Source organism: Streptomyces coeruleofuscus, from assembly GCF_039532725.1.
GTDB classification, from domain to species: domain Bacteria; phylum Actinomycetota; class Actinomycetes; order Streptomycetales; family Streptomycetaceae; genus Streptomyces; species Streptomyces coeruleofuscus.
Map to the genome: position 1 here is coordinate 47206 of NZ_BAAASE010000001.1, position 19802 is coordinate 67007.

General features: G+C 71.7%; 15 protein-coding genes. 11 read left to right on the forward strand and 4 right to left on the reverse strand.

Going from position 1 to position 19802, the window contains the following annotated elements:
- Positions 1 to 34 precede the first annotated feature (34 nt).
- Positions 35 to 1558: a tRNA (N6-isopentenyl adenosine(37)-C2)-methylthiotransferase MiaB gene (gene miaB / locus ABFX81_RS00210; protein ID WP_086852071.1), complete on the forward strand. Its 1524-nt coding sequence runs from the start codon at positions 35 to 37 to the stop codon at positions 1556 to 1558.
- Between the two features lie 216 nt (positions 1559 to 1774).
- Entirely contained in the window at positions 1775 to 2503 is a 729-nt protein-coding gene (locus ABFX81_RS00215; protein ID WP_086852073.1) for a class III extradiol ring-cleavage dioxygenase family protein, read from the forward strand.
- 175 nt (positions 2504 to 2678) lie between these two features.
- On the opposite strand, the gene ABFX81_RS00220 is transcribed toward ABFX81_RS00215, so the two are convergent.
- Positions 2679 to 3050, reverse strand: coding sequence for an Rv0909 family putative TA system antitoxin (locus ABFX81_RS00220; RefSeq protein ID WP_086852075.1), 372 nt, complete (start codon positions 3048 to 3050; stop codon positions 2679 to 2681).
- Positions 3051 to 3076: 26 nt separating this feature from the next.
- The gene (locus ABFX81_RS00225) at positions 3077 to 3343 is read right to left on the reverse strand and encodes a hypothetical protein (RefSeq protein ID WP_086852077.1); all 267 of its coding nucleotides are present in this window, start codon (positions 3341 to 3343) and stop codon (positions 3077 to 3079) included.
- Between the two features lie 182 nt (positions 3344 to 3525).
- Between ABFX81_RS00225 and miaA the strand changes: the two genes are divergently transcribed.
- The 6 genes from miaA to hflX all read left to right on the forward strand — a co-directional run bounded on the left by miaA (position 3526) and on the right by hflX (position 12039).
- Positions 3526 to 4464 carry a tRNA (adenosine(37)-N6)-dimethylallyltransferase MiaA gene (miaA, locus tag ABFX81_RS00230; RefSeq protein WP_086852079.1) on the forward strand — a complete coding sequence of 313 codons (939 nt, stop codon included), beginning with the start codon at positions 3526 to 3528 and terminating at the stop codon, positions 4462 to 4464.
- Between the two features lie 108 nt (positions 4465 to 4572).
- The gene (locus ABFX81_RS00235; RefSeq protein ID WP_086852081.1) at positions 4573 to 5103 is read left to right on the forward strand and encodes a hypothetical protein; all 531 of its coding nucleotides are present in this window, start codon (positions 4573 to 4575) and stop codon (positions 5101 to 5103) included.
- Positions 5104 to 5253: 150 nt separating this feature from the next.
- Positions 5254 to 6126, forward strand: a complete 873-nt coding sequence (dapF, locus tag ABFX81_RS00240) for a diaminopimelate epimerase (protein WP_086852083.1) — start codon at positions 5254 to 5256, stop codon at positions 6124 to 6126.
- A 296-nt stretch (positions 6127 to 6422) separates the two neighbouring features.
- On the forward strand, positions 6423 to 8618 hold the full coding sequence (locus ABFX81_RS00245) for a RelA/SpoT family protein (RefSeq protein ID WP_346137454.1): 2196 nt from the start codon (positions 6423 to 6425) through the stop codon (positions 8616 to 8618).
- 238 nt (positions 8619 to 8856) lie between these two features.
- Positions 8857 to 10389: a M1 family metallopeptidase gene (locus ABFX81_RS00250; RefSeq protein ID WP_346137455.1), complete on the forward strand. Its 1533-nt coding sequence runs from the start codon at positions 8857 to 8859 to the stop codon at positions 10387 to 10389.
- Between the two features lie 156 nt (positions 10390 to 10545).
- The gene (gene hflX, locus ABFX81_RS00255; protein ID WP_086855534.1) at positions 10546 to 12039 is read left to right on the forward strand and encodes a GTPase HflX; all 1494 of its coding nucleotides are present in this window, start codon (positions 10546 to 10548) and stop codon (positions 12037 to 12039) included.
- 114 nt (positions 12040 to 12153) lie between these two features.
- On the opposite strand, the gene ABFX81_RS00260 is transcribed toward hflX, so the two are convergent.
- On the reverse strand, positions 12154 to 13356 hold the full coding sequence (locus tag ABFX81_RS00260) for a trypsin-like serine peptidase (RefSeq protein ID WP_086855535.1): 1203 nt from the start codon (positions 13354 to 13356) through the stop codon (positions 12154 to 12156).
- A gap of 227 nt (positions 13357 to 13583) precedes the next feature.
- A complete protein-coding gene (locus ABFX81_RS00265) occupies positions 13584 to 14807 on the reverse strand; it encodes a trypsin-like serine peptidase (protein WP_346137456.1) in 1224 nt (407 codons plus the stop codon).
- A 340-nt stretch (positions 14808 to 15147) separates the two neighbouring features.
- Here ABFX81_RS00265 and ABFX81_RS00270 point away from each other — a divergent pair, with 340 nt between their 5' ends.
- The 3 genes from ABFX81_RS00270 to ABFX81_RS00280 all read left to right on the forward strand — a co-directional run bounded on the left by ABFX81_RS00270 (position 15148) and on the right by ABFX81_RS00280 (position 19713).
- Positions 15148 to 16566: a diaminobutyrate--2-oxoglutarate transaminase family protein gene (locus tag ABFX81_RS00270; RefSeq protein WP_086854995.1), complete on the forward strand. Its 1419-nt coding sequence runs from the start codon at positions 15148 to 15150 to the stop codon at positions 16564 to 16566.
- Between the two features lie 285 nt (positions 16567 to 16851).
- A complete protein-coding gene (locus tag ABFX81_RS00275) occupies positions 16852 to 18726 on the forward strand; it encodes an IucA/IucC family protein (protein ID WP_346137754.1) in 1875 nt (624 codons plus the stop codon).
- Positions 18727 to 18798: 72 nt separating this feature from the next.
- Positions 18799 to 19713: a GNAT family N-acetyltransferase gene (locus tag ABFX81_RS00280; protein ID WP_086854994.1), complete on the forward strand. Its 915-nt coding sequence runs from the start codon at positions 18799 to 18801 to the stop codon at positions 19711 to 19713.
- Positions 19714 to 19802 lie beyond the last annotated feature (89 nt).

Genomic DNA, 19802 nt, shown 5'->3' on the forward strand with positions numbered 1-19802 from the left:
GAGCCACCTCCGGCGACCGCCTACCCTTGTCCCCATGAGCAGCATCGACCGGAGCCAGTCAGTGGGCGGCACGCGCACATATGAGGTACGCACCTACGGGTGCCAGATGAACGTCCACGACTCCGAGCGATTGGCCGGTCTGCTGGAGGACGCGGGCTACGTCCGCGCCCCCGAAGGCGCCGACGCGGCCGACGTCGTCGTCTTCAACACCTGCGCCGTGCGTGAGAACGCCGACAACAAGCTCTACGGCAACCTCGGTCACCTGGCGCCCAAGAAGGCCGCCCGCCCGGGCATGCAGATCGCGGTCGGCGGCTGTCTGGCGCAGAAGGACCGCGACACCATCGTGAAGAAGGCGCCCTGGGTGGACGTCGTCTTCGGCACGCACAACATCGGCAAGCTGCCGGTCCTGCTGGAACGCGCGCGCGTTCAGGAGGAGGCGCAGGTCGAGATCGCCGAGTCGCTGGAGGCGTTCCCCTCGACGCTGCCGACCCGGCGCGAGAGCGCGTACGCGGCCTGGGTCTCCATCTCCGTGGGCTGCAACAACACCTGCACCTTCTGCATCGTCCCGGCCCTGCGCGGCAAGGAGAAGGACCGCCGCCCCGGCGACATCCTCGCCGAGATCGAGACCCTGGTCGCGGAGGGCGTCTCCGAGATCACGCTGCTCGGGCAGAACGTCAACGCGTACGGCTCCGACATCGGCGACCGCGAGGCCTTCAGCAAGCTGCTGCGCGCCTGCGGGAAGATAGAGGGCCTGGAGCGCGTCCGCTTCACCTCCCCGCACCCGCGCGACTTCACCGACGACGTCATCGCGGCCATGGCCGAGACGCCCAACGTGATGCCGCAGCTGCACATGCCGCTCCAGTCCGGCTCGGACACGGTCCTGAAGGCCATGCGCCGCTCCTACCGCCAGGAGCGCTACCTGGGGATCATCGAGAAGGTCCGCGCCGCCATCCCGCACGCGGCGATCAGCACCGACATCATCGTGGGTTTCCCCGGCGAGACCGACGAGGACTTCGAGCAGACGCTGCACGTGGTGCGCGAGGCCCGCTTCGCCCAGGCCTTCACCTTCCAGTACTCCAAGCGCCCGGGCACCCCGGCCGCCGAGATGGACGGCCAGATCCCCAAGAAGGTCGTCCAGGAGCGCTATGAGCGCCTCGTCGCCCTCCAGGAGGAGATCTCCTGGGAGGAGAACAAGAAGCAGGTCGGCCGCACGCTGGAGCTGATGGTCGCCGAGGGCGAGGGCCGCAAGGACGACACCACGCACCGCCTGTCCGGCCGCGCCCCCGACAACCGCCTCGTCCACTTCACCAAGCCGGACCAGGACGTCCGCCCCGGCGACGTCGTCACGGTCGAGATCACCTACGCCGCCCCGCACCACCTCCTCGCCGAGGGCCCCGTGCTGGAGGTGCGGCGCACGCGCGCGGGCGACGCCTGGGAGAAGCGCAACGCCGAGAAGGAGGGCAAGCCGGCCCAGTCGGCCGGCGTGCTCCTGGGCCTGCCGAAGATCGGCGTCCCCGAGCCGCTCCCGGTGGCGGCGAGCGGCTGCGGCTGTGACTGAGTCGACCAGCTCCGTCGGGCCACTGAGTCGAGCAGCTCCGTCGGGCCACTGAGCCGAGCAGCTCCGTCGGGCCACTGAGTCGTGCGGCTGCGCCGGGCTCCGGCCGCGGCCGGGGGCTGAGTGAGGCCGCGGCCTGACCTGACCGCGGTCGGGCCCGGCTGCGGTCGACTCCGGCCGTGGCTTGCTCCGAAGGGCTCGCGGGTTACCCTGCCGATCATGCTTGTCGCCGCCGCTGTCTGCCCCTGCCCGCCCCTACTGGTGCCCGACGTCGCCGCGGGCGCCGCTCCGGAGCTGGACGCCGCGCGGGCCGCCTGCACGGACGCGCTGGGCGTGCTCGCGGCCGCCCGGCCCGGCCGGCTCGTGGTCGTCGGGCCGGTGGAGAGCACCGGACCCGAGACGAATCCCGAGACGTATCCGGAGGGCACGCGGGGCTCGTTCCGGAACTTCGGCGTCGATCTCGACGTACGGCTGGGGCAGAGCGACGAGGGTGCGCCCACGGAACAGCGGCTGCCGTACTCGCTGGCGGTGGCCGCCTGGCTGCTGGAGCGGACGGGCTGCTCCGGCGCCCCCGTCGAGGGACTCGGCGTAGGGGACCGGCTCGCGCCCGAGCAGTGCGCCCGGGTGGGGCGGGACCTCGCCACACGGTCCGAGCGGGTCGCGCTGTTGGTGATGGGTGACGCCAGCGCCTGCCGGACGCTCAAGGCCCCGGGCTATCTGGACGAACGGGCGGCGCCCTTCGACGCGGAGGTCGCACGCGCGCTCGGCACGGCGGACACAGCCGCGCTCACGACGCTGGACACAGGCCTGGCGCGTGAACTGAAGGCCTCCGGCCGCGCCCCCTGGCAGGTCCTGGCGGGCGCGGCCGAGGGCGCGGACCTCGGTGGATCACTGCTGTTCGAGGACGCGCCGTACGGGGTGGGATACATCGTGGCCACCTGGTCGTAGACCCGGCGGCAGGGCGGCCCCGGCGGCGCGTACGGGAAACGGCGTCGGGCACGGGAAACGGCGTCGGGCACGGGAAACGGCGGTCGGCCGGGAGCCCTCGTGCTCCGCGGCCGTCCGCCGATGTGCCCTTCGGTGTGCCGATGTCGTGTTCAGGACCTGCTGCGCCGATGTGCGGTCAGGAAGTGGGCGGTGGTGCGTCCGGCGGCGGGGTGCCTCCAGTGTCCCGCGGCGGTGCCGTACGGCCCGTGTCCGGCGGCATGGTGCCGCCTGCGCCCGGCGGCGGTGTCGAGCCGCCCGCGGTCGGCGGCGTCGTGCCGCTCGCGGCCGGTCCGCTGTCGCCCTTGTGCGCGAGTCGGTCCATGGCGCCCTTGGCCTTGCCCGTGCCCGACTGGATCCTGTCGCTGTACTTGCCCTTGGTCCTCTTGTCGACGACCTGCGCGGCCTTGTCGAGGCCGTGCTGGATCTTGTCCTCGTGCCGCTGCGCGAAGTCCGAGACCTTGCCCTTGGCCGGGCCCAATTTGGCCTTCACATTGTGCAGGAGACCCATGGTTCACCTTCCCTCGCGCGGGGCGGTCAGGTGCGGGCGCCCTCGCCGGCCTCGTTGTCGGCCGCCTTGTCGGTGGACTGCTGCTTCGGGATGTCGACGCCCTCGGTCTCGGTGACCTCGGCCGCCTCAGCCGCCGACTCGGCCGCTTCCGCCGCCCCCTCAGCCCCCTTAGCCGCCTCCGCCCCTGCCGTTTCCTCCGCCTCGGACCCGGCCGTCGCCTTGTCGGCCTGAGCCTCGGCAGACGACTCCTTCGTCGCCTTGGACCGCCGGAGAAGTCGTGCAAAAACGCCCATATCCACTCCATACGTTACTCGTGCGGGCGAAATCCCGCGCCGCCCGGTGCGTCCGTTTGCGCGACCCGGGCCACCGCCTCTGCGATCCGGCGGCAGGAACCTCGCAACGGGCAACGACCCCGCGGCCGTGGCGTCACGTAACTCGTTCGAGAGCATGGTTCGAGGTTTGCGAGACTGGGTCGGTGAGCAGTGCACCCCCCGCCCCCCGCGTCATCGCCGTCGTCGGACCAACTGCGGCCGGAAAGTCCGATCTGGGCGTCTTCCTGGCCCAGCGTCTCGGCGGTGAGGTCGTCAACGCCGACTCCATGCAGCTCTACCGAGGGATGGACATCGGCACCGCCAAGCTGACGCCCGAGGAGCGCGGCGGCGTCCCCCATCACCTCCTGGACATCTGGGACGTGACCGTCACGGCGTCCGTCGCCGAGTACCAGCGCCTGGCCCGTGAGCGGATCGAGGCCCTGCTCGCCGAGGGCCGCTGGCCGATCCTGGTCGGCGGCTCCGGACTGTACGTGCGCGGGGCCGTCGACAACCTGGAGTTCCCCGGCACCGACCCCGAGGTCCGCGCCCGGCTGGAGGAGGAGCTGACGCTGCGCGGCTCCGGCGCGCTGCACGCCCGTCTGGCCGCCGCCGACCCCCAGGCCGCGCGGGCGATCCTGCCGAGCAACGGCCGCCGGGTCGTCCGGGCCCTGGAGGTGATCGAGATCACCGGCAGGCCCTTCACCGCCAACCTCCCCGGCCACGACTCCGTGTACGACACGATCCAGCTCGGTGTCGACGTGGCCCGGCCCGAACTGGACGAGCGCATCGCGCGCCGGGTCGACCGGATGTGGGACGCCGGCCTCGTGGACGAGGTGCGGGCGCTGGAGGCGCGGGGGTTGCGGGAGGGGCGTACGGCCTCGCGCGCTCTCGGCTACCAGCAGGTGCTCGCGGCGCTCGCCGGGGAGTGCACTCTGGAGGACGCGCGGGCTGAGACCGTACGTGCCACCAAGCGCTTCGCGCGCCGTCAGGATTCGTGGTTCAGGCGCGATCCCCGGGTGCACTGGTTGAGTGGGGCTGCGGCCGATCTCTCAGAACTTCCGCAGCTCGCGCTGTCTTTGGTCGAACGACCGGTTACAGCCTGATCACGTCATGGCATCGGGACGCCCAGGCCGTCATCCGGGCCTGCGGTGGCGTGCCATCATCGAGCTTCGATCGACCGAGTTGAGTCCTAGTTGGGAGGGCGCGTGGCGATGGAGGCCGGCCCTCGCGACACCGCACAAGGCACCGATCACATCACCGCCGACCGGGATGTGCCGGAGCGCCGGGACGACCCGGAGCTCGGGGACGGACCGGACCAGGAGTCGGACCGTCTCAGCGCCGACGGGCCCGACGAGACACAGGGTGTGACGGACGACGGCCCCGAGCCCGAGGAGATGTTCGCGGGCGAGGTCGAGGTCGAGCTGCGCCCGCAGCGCCGGCTGCGCATCTGGCAGCTCGCGCCCATCGTGAGCCTGGCCGCGCTCGGCTCCCTGATGTTCGCGTTCCCGCTCGCCTTCGACTTCGGCGACAGCGGAGCCGTGATCGCCATGCTCGGGCTGCTGATCTGCTCGTGCGCGGCCGGCTGGGGCATGATGGCCGCCCGCCGCGTGGGCCACACCTGGCCGGGCCTGCCGGCCAAGGGCTCGGGCCGCAAACCCGACTGGCGGGTCGTCGTCGCGTACGCGGTGATGGTGGCCGCGGTGGTCGTACTGGCGGTCTGGCGGGTAGCGCGCCTCCGCTGAAACGCGCCGCATAGGGGCGCGGGGCTGTGTCGATATGCGGTCCGCCGGGTGGGCGCGACAGGCCATGATGCACCCGCACGAGATCACGGCCCGATCCTCCCCGGCACCCTCTTTCGGCTCGACCCGCGGAGCGCCCCGTACGATCGAGGAATGAGCACGCGGATCCCCTTCCTCAAGGGCCACGGCACCGAGAACGACTTCGTGATCGTCCCGGACCCGGAGAACGCCGTCGACCTGCCCCCGGCCGCCGTCGCAGCCCTCTGCGACCGCCGCGCGGGCATCGGCGGTGACGGACTGCTGCACGTGGTGCGATCCGCGGCGCATCCCGAGGCGAAGGGCATGGCGGCCGAGGCGGAGTGGTTCATGGACTACCGCAACGGCGACGGCTCGATCGCGGAGATGTGCGGCAACGGCGTGCGGGTGTTCGCGCGCTACCTCCAGCGCGCCGGACACGTCACCGAAGGGGACCTCGCGGTCGCCACGCGCGGGGGTGTGAAGACCGTGCACATCGCCAAGGACGGCGACGTCACCGTCGGTATGGGCAAGGCGGTGCTGCCCGAGGGCGACGTCACGGTCAGTGTCGGTGAGCGCAGCTGGCCCGCACGGAACGTCAACATGGGCAACCCGCACGCGGTCGCCTTCGTGGACGACCTGTCCCATGCCGGTGACCTGCTCTCCCCGCCGCCCTTCAGCCCGGCCGCCGCCTACCCGGGCGGTGTGAACGTCGAGTTCGTGGTCGACCGCGGCCCCGGGCACGTCGCGCTGCGCGTGCACGAGCGCGGCGCCGGCGAGACCCGCTCGTGCGGCACGGGCGCGTGCGCGGTCGCCGTGGCCGCCGCCCGACGCGACGGCGCCGACCCGACGGCCACCGGGACCCCGGCGACGTACACCGTGGACGTACCCGGCGGCACCCTGGTGATCACCGAGCGGCCCGACGGCGAGATCGAGATGACGGGGCCTGCGGTGATCGTGGCCGAGGGCGAGATCGACGCGGACTGGCTGGACACCGCCACGCGCGCCTGAGTAGGCGCCGACCGTCCGGAGAGTGCCGCGCACTGTCGGCCCCTCGACCCAAAACAGCCCTACGGATTCGGCCACTTGGCGGAAACAGAGCCGTCATGGTCACGATGTACAGGGGTGCAAACCTCACATTCGTCCCTCGAATGGGTGATCAGTTTCACGCTCGGCGAGAGGCGGTCAGCCGGGCATGGTGGGCTCGGTAGCATCAAGCACCGGCCCGGACGGGGGACGAAGCCGCCCCCTGAGCCGTGTCCGCCCTGGGGCACCCCGTCCGCCGGTCCACGCAGCCGGAGGTGCCCATGAGTGCGGAGGCCACGAATTCCGTGACCCCAGGCCCGATGCCGGGCGCGGTGTCAGGACCGGTGACGCCGACAGCCCCCCGCAGAAAGGCCCGCCCCCGGATCGATCTGCGCCGCCTCGGCCGCGCAGCCCTGCTCGGCCCCGCCGCCCGCGGCCGGCTGCCCGACGCCATCAGCCACGTCGTCGACGCGCACCGCGCCCACCATCCCGACGCGGACCTCGAACCCCTGCGCCGCGCCTACGTGCTGGCCGAGTCCTCGCACCGCGGCCAGATGCGCAAGAGCGGCGAGCCGTACATCACCCACCCGCTGGCCGTGACCCTGATCCTGGCCGAACTCGGCGCCGAGACCACGACGTTGACGGCCTCCCTGCTCCACGACACCGTCGAGGACACGGACGTGACGCTCGACCAGGTCGGCGAGCAGTTCGGCGAGGAGGTCCGCTACCTCGTCGACGGCGTCACCAAACTGGAGAAGGTCGACTACGGCGCCGCCGCCGAGCCCGAGACCTTCCGCAAGATGCTCGTCGCCACCGGCAACGACGTCCGCGTCATGTCGATCAAACTCGCCGACCGGCTGCACAACATGCGCACCCTCGGTGTCATGCGCCCCGAGAAACAGGAGCGCATCGCCAAGGTGACACGTGACGTGCTGATCCCGCTCGCCGAACGGCTGGGCGTCCAGGCGCTCAAGACCGAACTGGAAGACCTCGTCTTCGCGATCCTGCGCCCCGAGGAGTACGAGCACACAAGGGAGTTGATCGTCCGCAACGCTTCCCGCGCGGACGATCCGCTCGCCGAGGTCGCCGACGAGGTGCGCACCGTGCTGCGCGAGGCGGACATCCCGGCCGAAGTCCTCATCCGGCCCCGCCACTTCGTCTCCGTGCACCGGGTCTCCCGCAAACGCGGCCGGCTCCGCGGCTCCGACTTCGGCCGGCTGCTGGTGCTGGTGAACGAGGACGCCGACTGCTACGGCGTCCTGGGCGAACTCCACACCTGCATGACGCCGGTGGTCTCGGAGTTCAAGGACTTCATCGCCGTACCGAAGTTCAACCTGTACCAGTCGTTGCACACGGCCGTCGCCCGCGAGGACGGCCAGGTCGTCGAAGTCCTCATCCGCACGCACCAGATGCACAAGGTCGCCGAGGCCGGAGTCGTCGCGCTCGGCAACCCGTACGCGCCGGCCCCCGACGACCCGGCCGACGGCGAGCGCGTCGACCCCACCCGCCCCGGCTGGCTCTCCCGGCTCCTCGACTGGCAGGAGGCGGCGCCCGACCCGGACCACTTCTGGTCGACGCTGCGCGAGGACCTCGCCCAGGACCGTGAGATCACCGTCTTCCGGCCCGACGGCGGCACACTCGGCCTGCCCGACGGGGCGACCTGCGTGGACGCCGCGTACGCGCAGTACGGCGAGGACGCGCACGCGTGCATCGGCGCCCGGGTCAACGGCCGTCTGGCGACGCTGAGCACCGTGCTGAAGGACGGCGACACGGTCCAGCTCCTCATGGGCCAGGACCCGGCGTCCGAGCCCTCCCGGGAGTGGCTGGAGCACGCGCACACGCCCGCGGCCCGGATCGCCATCCAGCGCTGGCTGGCCGCCCATCCGGCACAGGCCGAGGCCCAGCGGACCGACGTCCAGGAGGACCGGCGGGCAGAGGAACGCACGGCGCCCCGCCGGCCGGCGACCGCCGAGGCAGCCGACCCGGACGGCTCGGCTCCCGAGCAGGCGGCCGTCCGCCCTGCCGGCGGCAACGTCCTCGCCGACCGGCCCGACGCGACCGTCCGGCTCGCCGGCTGTTGCACACCCGTACGGCCGGACGAGATCACCGGCTTCGCCGTACGCGGGGGAGCCGTCACCGTGCACCGCGTCGAGTGCGCCGCGGTGGCCCGTATGAAGGGCGGGGGGCGCACGGAGGTCGGCGTGCGCTGGGGCGATGCCACCGAGTGCCGGGTCACGCTGGTCGCCGAATCGTTCGTCCGTCCCCATCTGCTCGCAGACCTCACGGAGGCCATGGCCCACGAAGGCGCCGAGATCGTCTCCGCGACCGTCGAACCCCCGACCCAGCAGCAGGTCCGTCACACGTACACCGTGCAGCTCCCGGACGCCGCCCACCTGCCCGCCCTCATGCGGGCGATGCGCAACGTCGCCGGGGTCTACGACGTCACCCGGGCCCAGCCGCAGACGCAGGGCGGCTGAGCCCGCGCAGGCGTCGGCCACCGGATGCGGTTGGGCTGAGCCCCTCCGGGCGCGGGCTACCGGATGCGGCTCGGCTGGCCCGCGCAGGCGTCGCCCACCGGCTGCGGCTCGGCTGAGACCGCCCGTGCGCCGGCCCTCTGACGCGTGGCGGCACCCGGCGCAGGCCCCGGTCCCCGGTTCGGGTGGGCCGGACGCGCGTCGTCCGCGTCGCGCACGCGCGCGCTGATAGCCGTGAGGCATGCGCCTCACCCCCCACCGCACCCGCCCCCGTACCCGCTCCTGTCACCGACGGACGTCCGCGGCGCTGCTCGCCTCGGCCGTCTCCGTCTGCCTCGTCGCCGCGAGCGCCCCCGTCGTCCCGCTCGGCGTCGGCGACCGCCTCTTCCCGTACCTCGGCAACCCCGGCTACGACGTCGCGTCGTACGACCTCTCCTTCACCTACCCCGGCAGCAACAGCGAGCCGCTGCGGGCCGTGACCACCATCGACGCCTGGACCACCGCCGACCTGGACCGGGTCAACCTGGACTTCGCCCACGGCACGGTCCACTCGGTCGAGGTCGACGGCGAGCCCGCCACCTTCAGCACCGCCGGCGAGGACCTGGTGATCACGCCGGAGGACTCCGTGTCGGACGGCAAGTGGATGCGGATCACCGTGCGGCACACCAGCGACCCCGTGCCCGCCAAGGGGCGCGACGGCGGCTGGGTGCGCACCGCGGACGGCCTCGCCATGGCCAACCAGGCCGACGCCGCGCACCTGGTGTTCCCGTGCAACGACCACCCCTCCGACAAGGCGATGTTCACCTTCCGGGTCACCGCACCCGACGGTCACACGGCCGTCGCCAACGGCCTGTCCGCCGGGGTGGACACGTCCCGCGGGTCGACCACGTGGACGTACCGCACCCAGCACCCCATGGCCACCGAACTCGCCCAGGTCTCCATCGGCCGCTCCACGGTGCTGCACCGCACCGGCCCGCACGGACTGCCGGTACGGGACGTCGTCCCGACCAGGGACCGCGAGGCACTCGAACCCTGGCTGGAGAAGACCCCGGAGCAGATCGCCTGGATGGAGGGCAAAGTCGGCCGCTACCCCTTCGAGACGTACGGCCTGCTCATGGCCGACGCCTCGACCGGCTTCCAACTGGAGACCCAGACGCTCTCCCTCTTCGAGCGGGAGCTGTTCACCGAGCCCGTCCACCCCGCGTGGTACGTCGAGTCGATCATGATCCACGAGCTGGCCCACCAGTGGTTCGGCGACAGCGTCGGCCCCCGCACCTGGTCCGACCTGTGGCTCAACGAGGGACACGCCACCTGGTACGAGGCGCTGTACGCAGAGGAGCAGGCCGGCAAGCCCATGCGGGACCGTATGAAGGCCGCGTACGGCGCCTCCGACCGCTGGCGCGCGGCCGGCGGACCACCCGCCGCCCCGAAGGCCCCCGAGCCCGGCCGCAAGACCGGCATCTTCCGGCCGAACGTCTACGACGGCGCCGCGCTCGTCCTGTACGCCCTGCGCCAGGAGATCGGCCGCGCGGCCTTCGAACGCCTGGAGCGCGCCTGGGTCGGCCGGTACAAGGACCGCACCGCCACGACGGAGGACTTCGTCCGGCTCGCCGCCGAGATCTCAGGGCGCGATTTGGACGGCTTCTTCCAGGGCTGGCTGTACGGGGAGAAGACCCCGCCGATGCCGGGGCACCCGGACTGGAAGCCGGCCGCGCCGGCGAAACCGGCTGAGCCCGGGAAGGCGGCCGCATCCGCTGGGGCGGCCGCTCGATAACACGGTGACGAGACGCCCCGTGCCGTGCGACTATCTTCAGGTCGGCGCGGCACGGAGCGCCGGGAATCTCCCGGAACGCTCGCGCGTTATGCCCGGTGACGGAAAGCTCGCAGCGCTCCGTCGCCGTAAACGGTTTTCCAGCTACGTAAGGATCCAATGACCTCCTCTTCTTCCCCTTCCCAGGACACCAAGCGCTTCGCGCACAGCCACCCCGAGGGTCTTCGGGCCGATGCCCTGATGGAAGAGGACGTCGCCTGGAGCCACGAGATCGACGGAGAGTGGGACGGCGATCAGCTCGACCGCTCCGAGCGCGCGGCTCTGCGCCGTGTGGCGGGCCTCTCCACCGAGCTCGAGGACGTCACCGAGGTCGAGTACCGCCAGCTCCGCCTGGAGCGGGTCGTGCTCGTCGGCGTCTGGACCACGGGAACCGCGCAGGACGCGGACAACTCCCTCGCGGAGCTCGCCGCCCTCGCGGAAACGGCCGGCGCGCTGGTGCTCGACGGTGTGATCCAACGCCGCGACAAGCCCGACGCGGCCACCTACATCGGCTCCGGCAAGGCCGAGGAGCTGCGCGACATCGTCCTCGAATCGGGCGCGGACACCGTCATCTGTGACGGTGAGCTCAGCCCGGGCCAGCTGATCCACCTCGAGGACGTCGTCAAGGTCAAGGTCATCGACCGGACCGCCCTGATCCTGGACATCTTCGCCCAGCACGCCAAGTCACGAGAGGGCAAGGCGCAGGTCGCGCTCGCGCAGATGCAGTACATGCTGCCGAGGCTGCGCGGCTGGGGTCAGTCGCTGTCCCGGCAGATGAGCGGCGGCAAGGGCGGCGGCCTCGCTACCCGTGGTCCCGGTGAGACCAAGATCGAGACGGACCGGCGGCGGATCCGCGAGAAGATGGCGAAGATGCGCCGGGAGATCGCGGACATGAAGACCGGCCGCGAGATCAAGCGCCAGGAGCGCAAGCGTCACAAGGTGCCCTCGGTCGCCATCGCGGGCTACACCAACGCCGGCAAGTCCTCGCTGCTCAACCGCCTCACGGGCGCGGGCGTGCTGGTCGAGAACGCCCTGTTCGCGACCCTCGACCCGACCGTGCGCCGGGCCAAGACCCCGAGCGGCCGGCTGTACACGCTGGCCGACACGGTCGGGTTTGTGCGCCATCTGCCCCACCACCTGGTCGAGGCGTTCCGCTCCACGATGGAGGAGGTCGGCGAGTCCGACCTGATCCTGCACGTGGTGGACGGTTCGCACCCGAACCCGGAGGAGCAGCTGGCCGCCGTGCGCGAGGTGATCAGGGACGTCGGCGCCACCGGCGTACCCGAGATCGTCGTGATCAACAAGGCCGACGCGGCCGACCCGCTGACGCTCCAGCGGCTGCTGCGTGTCGAGAAGCGGTCCATGGCCGTCTCGGCCCGCACCGGCCAGGGCATCGACGAGCTGCTCGCGCTCATCGACAACGAGCTGCCGCGCCCGTCGGTCGAGATCGAGGCGCTCCTGCCGTACACGCAGGGCAAGCTGGTCGCCCGTGCCCACGACGAGGGCGAGGTCCTCTCCGAGGAGCACACCCCGGAGGGCACCCTGCTCAAGGCGCGGGTGCACGAGGAGCTGGCGGCGGAGCTCGCGCCGTACGTCCCGGCGCCGGCGCTCTGACGGCTTCGGCGTGAGCGAGGCTTCGGCGTGAGCGTGTCTGTGATTTGAGCTACGGCCTGAGCACGTGAAGGCCCGCTCCCTGTCCGCAGGGAGCGGGCCTTCAACATGGTCCGGTCACCGACCGCCGTACGTCTTGCTCATGTTCTGGTAGAGCGCCTCGGCATCGCGGCCCAGTTGCGGGCCGGCCAGCCAGCTGTTGTCGGCCGGGCCGATCGAGGTGTTGGACACGAGGACGGACTTGCCGTTCACCACCCGGAACCAGCCGCCGCCGGACGAACCGCCGGTCATGGTGCAGCCGATGCGGTACATCGTCGGCAGGCTCGGGCTGAGCGAGAACCGGCCCGGGACGTCGACGCACTTGAACATCTTCAGGCCGTTGTAGGGCGGCGCCGCCGGGTAGCCCCAGGCGCCCATCTTGGCGGCCCCGGCCGCGGACGGCGCCGAGAAGTCCACGTCCAGCGCGGCCCCCACCGTCTCCTCCAGGGACTTGGCACCCTGCTCGGGCTTCACGTGCAGCACGGCATAGTCGTACGCGGCGCCGTCACCGCCGGTCTCCGAGCCGCCCCGGATCCACTGGTTCGAGGTCGAGGCCCAGTCCGCCCACCAGTTGCCGTACGGCGCGACCTCCGTCGGGTTCGCGTTGCTCAGCTCCGCCTCGGACTTGCCGAGGTCGTTGTAGGCCGGGACGAACACGAGGTTGCGGTACCAACCGCCGTCGCCGCCGGCGTGCACGCAGTGGCCCGCCGTCCACACCAAGTTGGACTTGCCCGGGTGGTTGACGTCCTTGATCACCGTGCCGGAGCAGACGGCCGGGCCGTCGGGGGAGTCGAAGAAGACCTTGCCGACCGGGGCGGCGTTCCGGTGGTACGGCGTCTTCTCGGCCTGCGCCTGGACGGGCGCCGGGTCCGGATCGCTCACGCCCTGGCCGGCCGACGCGTCCTTCGTCGTGACCGTCTTGTCGGCCTCCTTCGCGGACTGCATCCGCTCCGGCTTCCAAAGGCCCTCGATCACCGGGTTGACGAAGTCCTTCGCCTCACTGAGCCACTTGTCCTTGTCCCAGTCCTTCCAGCCGCCGTCCTTCCACCGGTCGACGTCGATCCCGTGCTCCTCGAGCTTGCCGGCGAGGTCGGCCGGGATCTTGACCTTGCCACCGCCGTCCGCGGCCTGCGAGGTGGTGGCGTCGGGCTTGTCGCTCGCCGAGTCCGCCGAACCTTCACAGGCGGTCGCGGTGAGCGCCAGGGCGGCTATGAGCCCGGTGGCGGCGAGAAGGGAGCGCCGCCCGCGCTTCGGTGCCGCGGGCGTACGTGTGGAACGCATGGTGCGATGACCCCCGTTGGTGCATAACCGTGTGCTGCTTCGTGTGCATGTCATACCTGGCGCCGGAGCCCCCCGGCGCGACACCCCACTATGCCGGTGGAGTTGAGGGTGTACCGGGGTGGGGCGGTGAAGGTTTCCGTGAGTCCACGGGCCATTGCACCAGGCGCGCACGGGCACAGGCGCGGACACGGGGCACCGCCCCACCGCCGAAGGTGGTCAGCGGGCCGTCACCGGCCCGCAAACTTCTCGCTGACCGAGTCGTACACGCCCTTCGCCGCCTCGCCCAGGCGCGGACCGGCCAGCCAGCCCGACGTCACCGGGCCGATCGAGGTGTTGGACACCAGCGCCGGCTTGCCGTCCGAACCCGGCGCGACCCAGCCGCCGCCGGACGAACCGCCGGTCATCGTGCAGCCGATGCGGTACATCGTCGGGTCCGAAGCGGTGACCGACAGCCGGCCCGGCCGGTCCTGGCACCGGTACAGCTTCTGCCCGTCGTACGGGGGCGCGGCCGGGTAGCCGATCGCCGTGACGCTCTTCACCTTCGGTACGGCGGGAGCCCCGAAGTCCACCGGCAGCGCCGAACCGACCGTCTCCTCCAGCGACTTGCCGCCGCTGCCCTTCTCCGGCGTCACATGGATGACCGCGAAGTCGTAGGGTGCGCCGTCCCCGCCGGTCGAGCCGCCCTGCTCGATCCACTGGTCCGAGGTCTGCGCCCAGTCGCCCCACCAGACGCCGTAGGGAGCGACGTCCTCCCTGGTGGCGTTCTCCAGCTCCGCGACCGGCTTGCCGTCGTCGTTGTACGACGGCACGAACGCGATGTTGCGGTACCAGCCGCCCTTCTTGCCCGCGTGCACGCAGTGGCCCGCCGTCCACACGAGGTTGGACTTGCCCGGATGGGCCGGGTCTTCGACGACCGTCGCCGAGCAGACGGCCGAGCCCTTGGGGGAGTCGAAGAACACCTTCCCGGCCGTGGGCGCGTTGGCGTGGTACGACGGCGGCACGGCCTGCGCCCGGACCGGCTCGGGCGTGGGATCGGTCACGCCCTGGTCACCGGCGAGGTCGCTGTCGTCCACGCCCTGATCGGGCTCCTCGGCCTCCCGCATGCGATCCGGGTCCCAGAGCCCCTCGATGATCGGGTTGATGTACTCGTTGGCCTCGCGCAGCCAGTCGTCCCGGTCCCAGTTCTTCCAGGCGCCGTTCTTCCACTTGTCGATGTCGATCCCGTGCTCGCGGAGCCGGTCCCTGATGTCGTCGGGGATCTTCAGCTTGCCGTCATCGGAGGCGCCGGCCGACGCGGAGGCCTCGCCGCCCGCCGCGGCGTCGCCCGTCTCGCAGGCGGTGGCGGTCAAAGCGAGCGCCGAGGTGAGGGCCACGGCGGCCAGCACGGGGGAGTTCCTGCGGCGCACCCTCCCCCCTCGGCTTGCGATGGACGACGGCCGTATGGATCGCATGATGTGACTCCCCCTGAGATGGAACGAACATGGACGAACCGGTGCTTCAGCCCTGCTTTCCGCCAGTTCATGGGGAGTTCGGGCCGACGTCACGGCGTCCGGGAACGGCACCACACACTATGCGGTGGCTGTGGGGGCGGCCCGACGGAACCGCAACAGTTCCGTCACGGAAAGGATCTTGAGGCAACCCGTAACCCGGTGAGCGGATCGGGGTTGGTAGCGGTTGGGGGCCTGCTGTCTGTGTGCGGTCCTCTGTGCCCGTGCCCAGTGGGAGGTCAGGGAAGTCGTGGCGGAATCCACCCAAGGGGGATGTGCGTCCGAGGAGGCCGCTGTGGGGCGTATGCCGGTGAGGGCCCTCCCAAGTGCCGTCGACGACACGGCACCGGGAGCGCGCGCCGCGCACGAGGGGATTCTGCGCCGACAGTCCGCGCGCGAGTCCGCCGCCCGCACCTACGCCCGCGCCCTGCCGATCGTGCCGGTTCGGGCCCGGGGACTGACCATCGAGGGCGCGGACGGCCGCCGCTACCTGGACTGCCTCTCCGGCGCCGGCACGCTCGCCCTCGGGCACAACCACCCGGTCGTCCTGGAGGCCATTCGCGGGGTCCTCGACTCCGGCGCGCCCCTGAACGCCCTCGACCTGGCCACACCCGTCAAGGACGCCTTCATCACCGAGCTGTTCCGCACCCTTCCCCCAGGGCTCGCCGACCGGGCCCGCGTACGGTTCTGCGGACCGGCCGGCGGCGACGCCGTGGAGACCGCCTGCGAGCTGGTGCGTGCGGCGACCGGCCGGACCGGCCTCATCGCTTTCACCGGCGCCGCCCACGGACGGACGGCCGGGGCACTCGACGCGTCCGCCGGTGCCCACGACGTACCGCTCGCCCGCCTGCCCTACCCGCAGGACTACCGCTGCCCCTTCGGCGTCGCGGGCGAGCGCGGGGCCGACCTCGCCGCCCGCTGGACCGAGTCCGTCCTCGACGACTCCGGGCCGGGCGCTCCGCTCCCCGCCGGGATGATCGTCGAGCCCGTACAAGGCGAGGGCGGGGTGATCCCCGCGCCGGACACCTGGCTGCGGCGCATGCGGCAGCTCACGGCCGACCGGTCCGTCCCCTTGATCGCCGACGAGATCCAGACGGGCGTCGGGTGGACCGGCGCCTTCTGGGCCGTGGAGCACAGCGGAGTGACTCCCGACGTGATGGTCCTCTCGAAGGCCATCGGAGGAAGCCTGCCGCTGGCCGTCGTGGTCTACCACGAGGACCTCGACGCCCCGGAACCCGGCGCCCCCGCCGGCACCTTCCGCGGCAACCAACTCGCCATGGCCGCCGGCACGGCGACCCTCACCCACGTCCGGGAAAACCACCTCGCCGAGCGCGCGGCGACGCTCGGGGCGCGCATGCTGAGTCAACTCCAGGGGCTCGTCGCGGAGTTCCCGTGCGTGGGTGATGTGCGGGGACGGGGGTTGATGATCGGGGTGGAGTTCGTGGATCCGGAGGGAGAGACCGGGAGAGCGAGGCAGGTGGTTGAGGCGCCGGGGACGCCCCTCCCCGCCGCCCCAGAACTGGCGGCCGCCGTCCAGCGGGAGTGCCTGCGGCGCGGCCTCATCGTCGGACTCGGCGGCCGTCACGCCGGCGTCGTCCGGCTGCTGCCGCCCTTGACGATCACCGACGAACAGGCGGCCGCCGTGCAGGACCGCCTGGCCGACGCCGTCCGGGCGGCGGCTCGGTGTGATGGGGATGCGGCAGCGGCGCCGTTCACACCGTGAGCCTTGACGCCGTGAGAGCTCATGCCGTGAGCCTCCACACCGCGAGTTTTCACATGGCGAGCCCATGTAGAACCCCCCGCTCGCTGACCCCGAACGCACGTCCCGGAACCACCCGACGAGGTACCTGTCTTGAACGCCATCTCCGAGCCCGACCACCACACCACGACACCGGGACGAGGCACTGCTGACGTCTGCGACTCGGGGGCGTCGCTGAACCCGGTGCTCCCGGCGGTGCCGTGTCAGAGGCCTGGGGCGGCGCAGCTCGCCGAGGTGCAGGGCGGCGAGGTGACGGACGGTGAGTCGCCGGGTGGCGCGTTGAGGGCCGGGGGAGCCACCGCCGACCTCTTGGAGCATCCCGACCCGCACACCGTCGCCCAGGCAGCAACAGTGGAGACGCTGCTCCGCTGCTGGGTGCGCGAGACCAACCAGTCCGCTCCCGCCGACGGCATCCTCCGCATCCCCCTTCCCGCCAGCGGCACGGCTCTGCTCGCCCCCGTCCGCTACTGGTCCCCGACGGGCTGGCACCGCTTCGGTCTCCCGCGCCTGGCCGACGCTCCCGACCACGCCCCACCGGCCGACGCCGTCACGGTCGCCGCTCTGCTCTCCAGGGAAACACCCGCAGGCGGGAACGGCCGCGGGCACGGCGACCGCGGCGGTAACGGCGCCGGCGTCGAACTCGTCGCGGGCGTTGCCGACTCTCTCCGCCGCGTCGCCTCCTTCCTCAGCGACCGCCGTGAACACCCGGTCGACGGCCCCGACCTCTTCCTGGCCGCGGAGCAGTCCCTCGTCCTCGGGCACCCCCTGCACCCGTCTCCGAAGAGCCGCGAGGGCCTTTCAGAGGCCGAAGCGCGGCTGTACTCGCCCGAGTTGCGGGGATCCTTTTCTCTGCACTGGATGGCTGTCGCCCCCTCTGTTCTCGCCACCGACTCCGCCTGGACAGAACGCGGCCGCCCTGTCGCCGCGGCCCGACTCACCGCGCGCCTGGCCGGGACCGGCCTGCCGTCGCCGGACGGTTACGCCCTACTGCCCCTGCACCCCTGGCAAGCACGCGAGATCCGGCACCGCCCGGAGACCCTTGCCCTGCTCGACAGCGGACTGCTCCGCGACCTCGGCACCCACGGCACTCCCTGGCAACCCACCTCCTCCGTACGGACCGTCTACCGAACCGGTGCCCCCGCGATGCTCAAGCTGTCGCTGGGCCTGCGCATCACCAACTCCCGTCGCGAGAACCTCCGTAAGGAGCTCCACCGCGGTGTCGAGGTCCACCGCCTGCTCCGCAGCGGACTCGCGCAGCAGTGGCGGGCCGTCCATCCGAGCTTCGACATCGTTCGCGACCCGGCCTGGATCGCTGTCGACGGATGGGACGGAAACGGAGCTTCCGACGGCGTCCCGTTGCCCGGATTGGACGTGGTGATCCGCCACAACCCGTTCAGCCCCTCGGACGATGTCTCCTGCGTCGCCGGACTCGTCTCGCCGCGTCCCTGCCCACCTGCCCGACCGGGAACCGCTCCAGGCAGCCCGGAGACCCATGGCCCGGTCCTTCGGTCCCGGCTCGCCGAGATCGTCACGCGTCTCGCCCGCCGGACCGGCCGGTCCTGCGGAGCCGTCGCCGCCGAGTGGCTTCTGCGCTACCTCGAGCACGTCGTGCGTCCCGTCCTGTGGCTGGACGGCGAGGCCGGCATCGCCCTGGAGGCTCACCAGCAGAACACTCTGCTTCTGCTGGACGCCGACGGGTGGCCAAGGGGCGGCCGTTACCGCGACAACCAGGGCTACTACTTCCGCGAATCCCGGCGCGCGGACCTCGACGCCCGGCTGCCCGGTATCGGAGAGCGGAGCGACACGTTCGTCTGTGACGAGATCTCCGACGAACGGCTCGCCTACTACCTGGCGGTCAACAACGTCCTCGGCCTCATCGGCGCGTTCGGCTCCCAGCGACTGGCCGACGAGCGGCTGCTGCTCGCCGCTTTCCGCCGCTTCCTCGGAAACGTCGCCTCCGGACCGGCCAGGCTGCGCTCCTCGCTGCCGGCCCGGCTCCTGGACTCACCCGTACTGCGCTGCAAGGCCAACCTGCTGACCCGGCTCCACGGTCTCGACGAACTCGTCGGCCCGGTCGACACCCAGTCCGTCTACGTCACCATCGCCAACCCCCTGCACTGCTGATCGCCCTGACCACAACCGACCTCCTTCATCCCTGAGGACACGCCTCACCCCCCTTCCTGAGAGGAGCGTTTGGTGGCCCCCGCCGACCCGACCGCCCACACCGGTACCGCTGTCCCCGCCACGGCCGACGTCAACGCCGGTGCCGGCTCCAACGCCCGCGTCCGTGCCGGTTCCCACGCGGGCTCCAGCGCGGGAGTCGACGCGGACCTGGGTGCGGATGCCGGTGCCGGCGGTCTCGGCGAGGACACCATGGATCTACGGCTGCCGGACGAACTTTTCGCCCTCGCCGCGGACGAGTCGTCCTACAACCACGGAGCACGGCGGCCGGACCAGGACACGGCACAGCCCTCCGCCTCCATCGCCACGACCCGTGAGGCCTCCGTCCGTTCGGTTCCCTCCCTTGTCCCGGCCGAGGACGATCTCCTCGACCGTGTCGCCGACTGGGGCCCGACCGACACTCGCGTGGGCGTCTTCCAGCTCGTCCCCGTGCGCGTCGAACGTGACCTTCCGCTCATCGGCCGCTGGATGAACGACCCCGCCGCTGCGGCGTTCTGGGGGCTGTCCGGCCCCCAGAAGGTGACCGAGGACCATGTGCTGACCCAGCTGGCCGGCGACGGACGCAGCGTGCCGTGCATCGGGGTGCTGGACGGAACGCCGATGAGCTACTGGGAGATCTACCGGGCGGACCTTGATCCGCTGGCCCGCCGCTACCCGGCCCGTCCTCACGACACGGGGCTTCATCTGCTGGTCGGCGCTGTCGCCGACCGAGGACGTGGTCTCGGCGGTCTGCTGCTTCGTGCCGCAGCCGATCTCGTACTCGTGCGGCGGCCCTCCTGCGCACGCGTCATCGCGGAACCCGACATTCGCAACACCCCCTCCATCGCCGCCTTCCTGACCGCCGGCTTCCGGTTCTCCGCCGAGGTCGACCTGCCCGACAAGCGAGCCGCTCTTATGGTCCGAGACCGGACCCTTCGGCATCTGCTGTAGCGCTGTGTCATCGCACCGTCACTCATTGAACGCGGCGCGTGCCGCCGCAGTTCCCACTCGTGCCGCAGAATTTCCTGAGCCGCTCGCCG

Bases quoted from the DNA above. Each gene is read 5' to 3' on its own strand.
- miaB (WP_086852071.1), top strand. From the start codon at position 35: ATGAGCAGCATCGACCGGAGCCAGTCAGTGGGCGGCACGCGCACATAT.
- ABFX81_RS00215 (WP_086852073.1), top strand. From the start codon at position 1,775: ATGCTTGTCGCCGCCGCTGTCTGCCCCTGCCCGCCCCTACTGGTGCCC.
- ABFX81_RS00220 (WP_086852075.1), bottom strand. From the start codon at position 3,050: ATGGGTCTCCTGCACAATGTGAAGGCCAAATTGGGCCCGGCCAAGGGC.
- ABFX81_RS00225 (WP_086852077.1), bottom strand. From the start codon at position 3,343: ATGGGCGTTTTTGCACGACTTCTCCGGCGGTCCAAGGCGACGAAGGAG.
- ABFX81_RS00235 (WP_086852081.1), top strand. From the start codon at position 4,573: ATGGAGGCCGGCCCTCGCGACACCGCACAAGGCACCGATCACATCACC.
- dapF (WP_086852083.1), top strand. From the start codon at position 5,254: ATGAGCACGCGGATCCCCTTCCTCAAGGGCCACGGCACCGAGAACGAC.
- ABFX81_RS00245 (WP_346137454.1), top strand. From the start codon at position 6,423: ATGAGTGCGGAGGCCACGAATTCCGTGACCCCAGGCCCGATGCCGGGC.
- ABFX81_RS00250 (WP_346137455.1), top strand. From the start codon at position 8,857: ATGCGCCTCACCCCCCACCGCACCCGCCCCCGTACCCGCTCCTGTCAC.
- hflX (WP_086855534.1), top strand. From the start codon at position 10,546: ATGACCTCCTCTTCTTCCCCTTCCCAGGACACCAAGCGCTTCGCGCAC.
- ABFX81_RS00260 (WP_086855535.1), bottom strand. From the start codon at position 13,356: ATGCGTTCCACACGTACGCCCGCGGCACCGAAGCGCGGGCGGCGCTCC.
- ABFX81_RS00265 (WP_346137456.1), bottom strand. From the start codon at position 14,807: ATGCGATCCATACGGCCGTCGTCCATCGCAAGCCGAGGGGGGAGGGTG.
- ABFX81_RS00270 (WP_086854995.1), top strand. From the start codon at position 15,148: ATGCCGGTGAGGGCCCTCCCAAGTGCCGTCGACGACACGGCACCGGGA.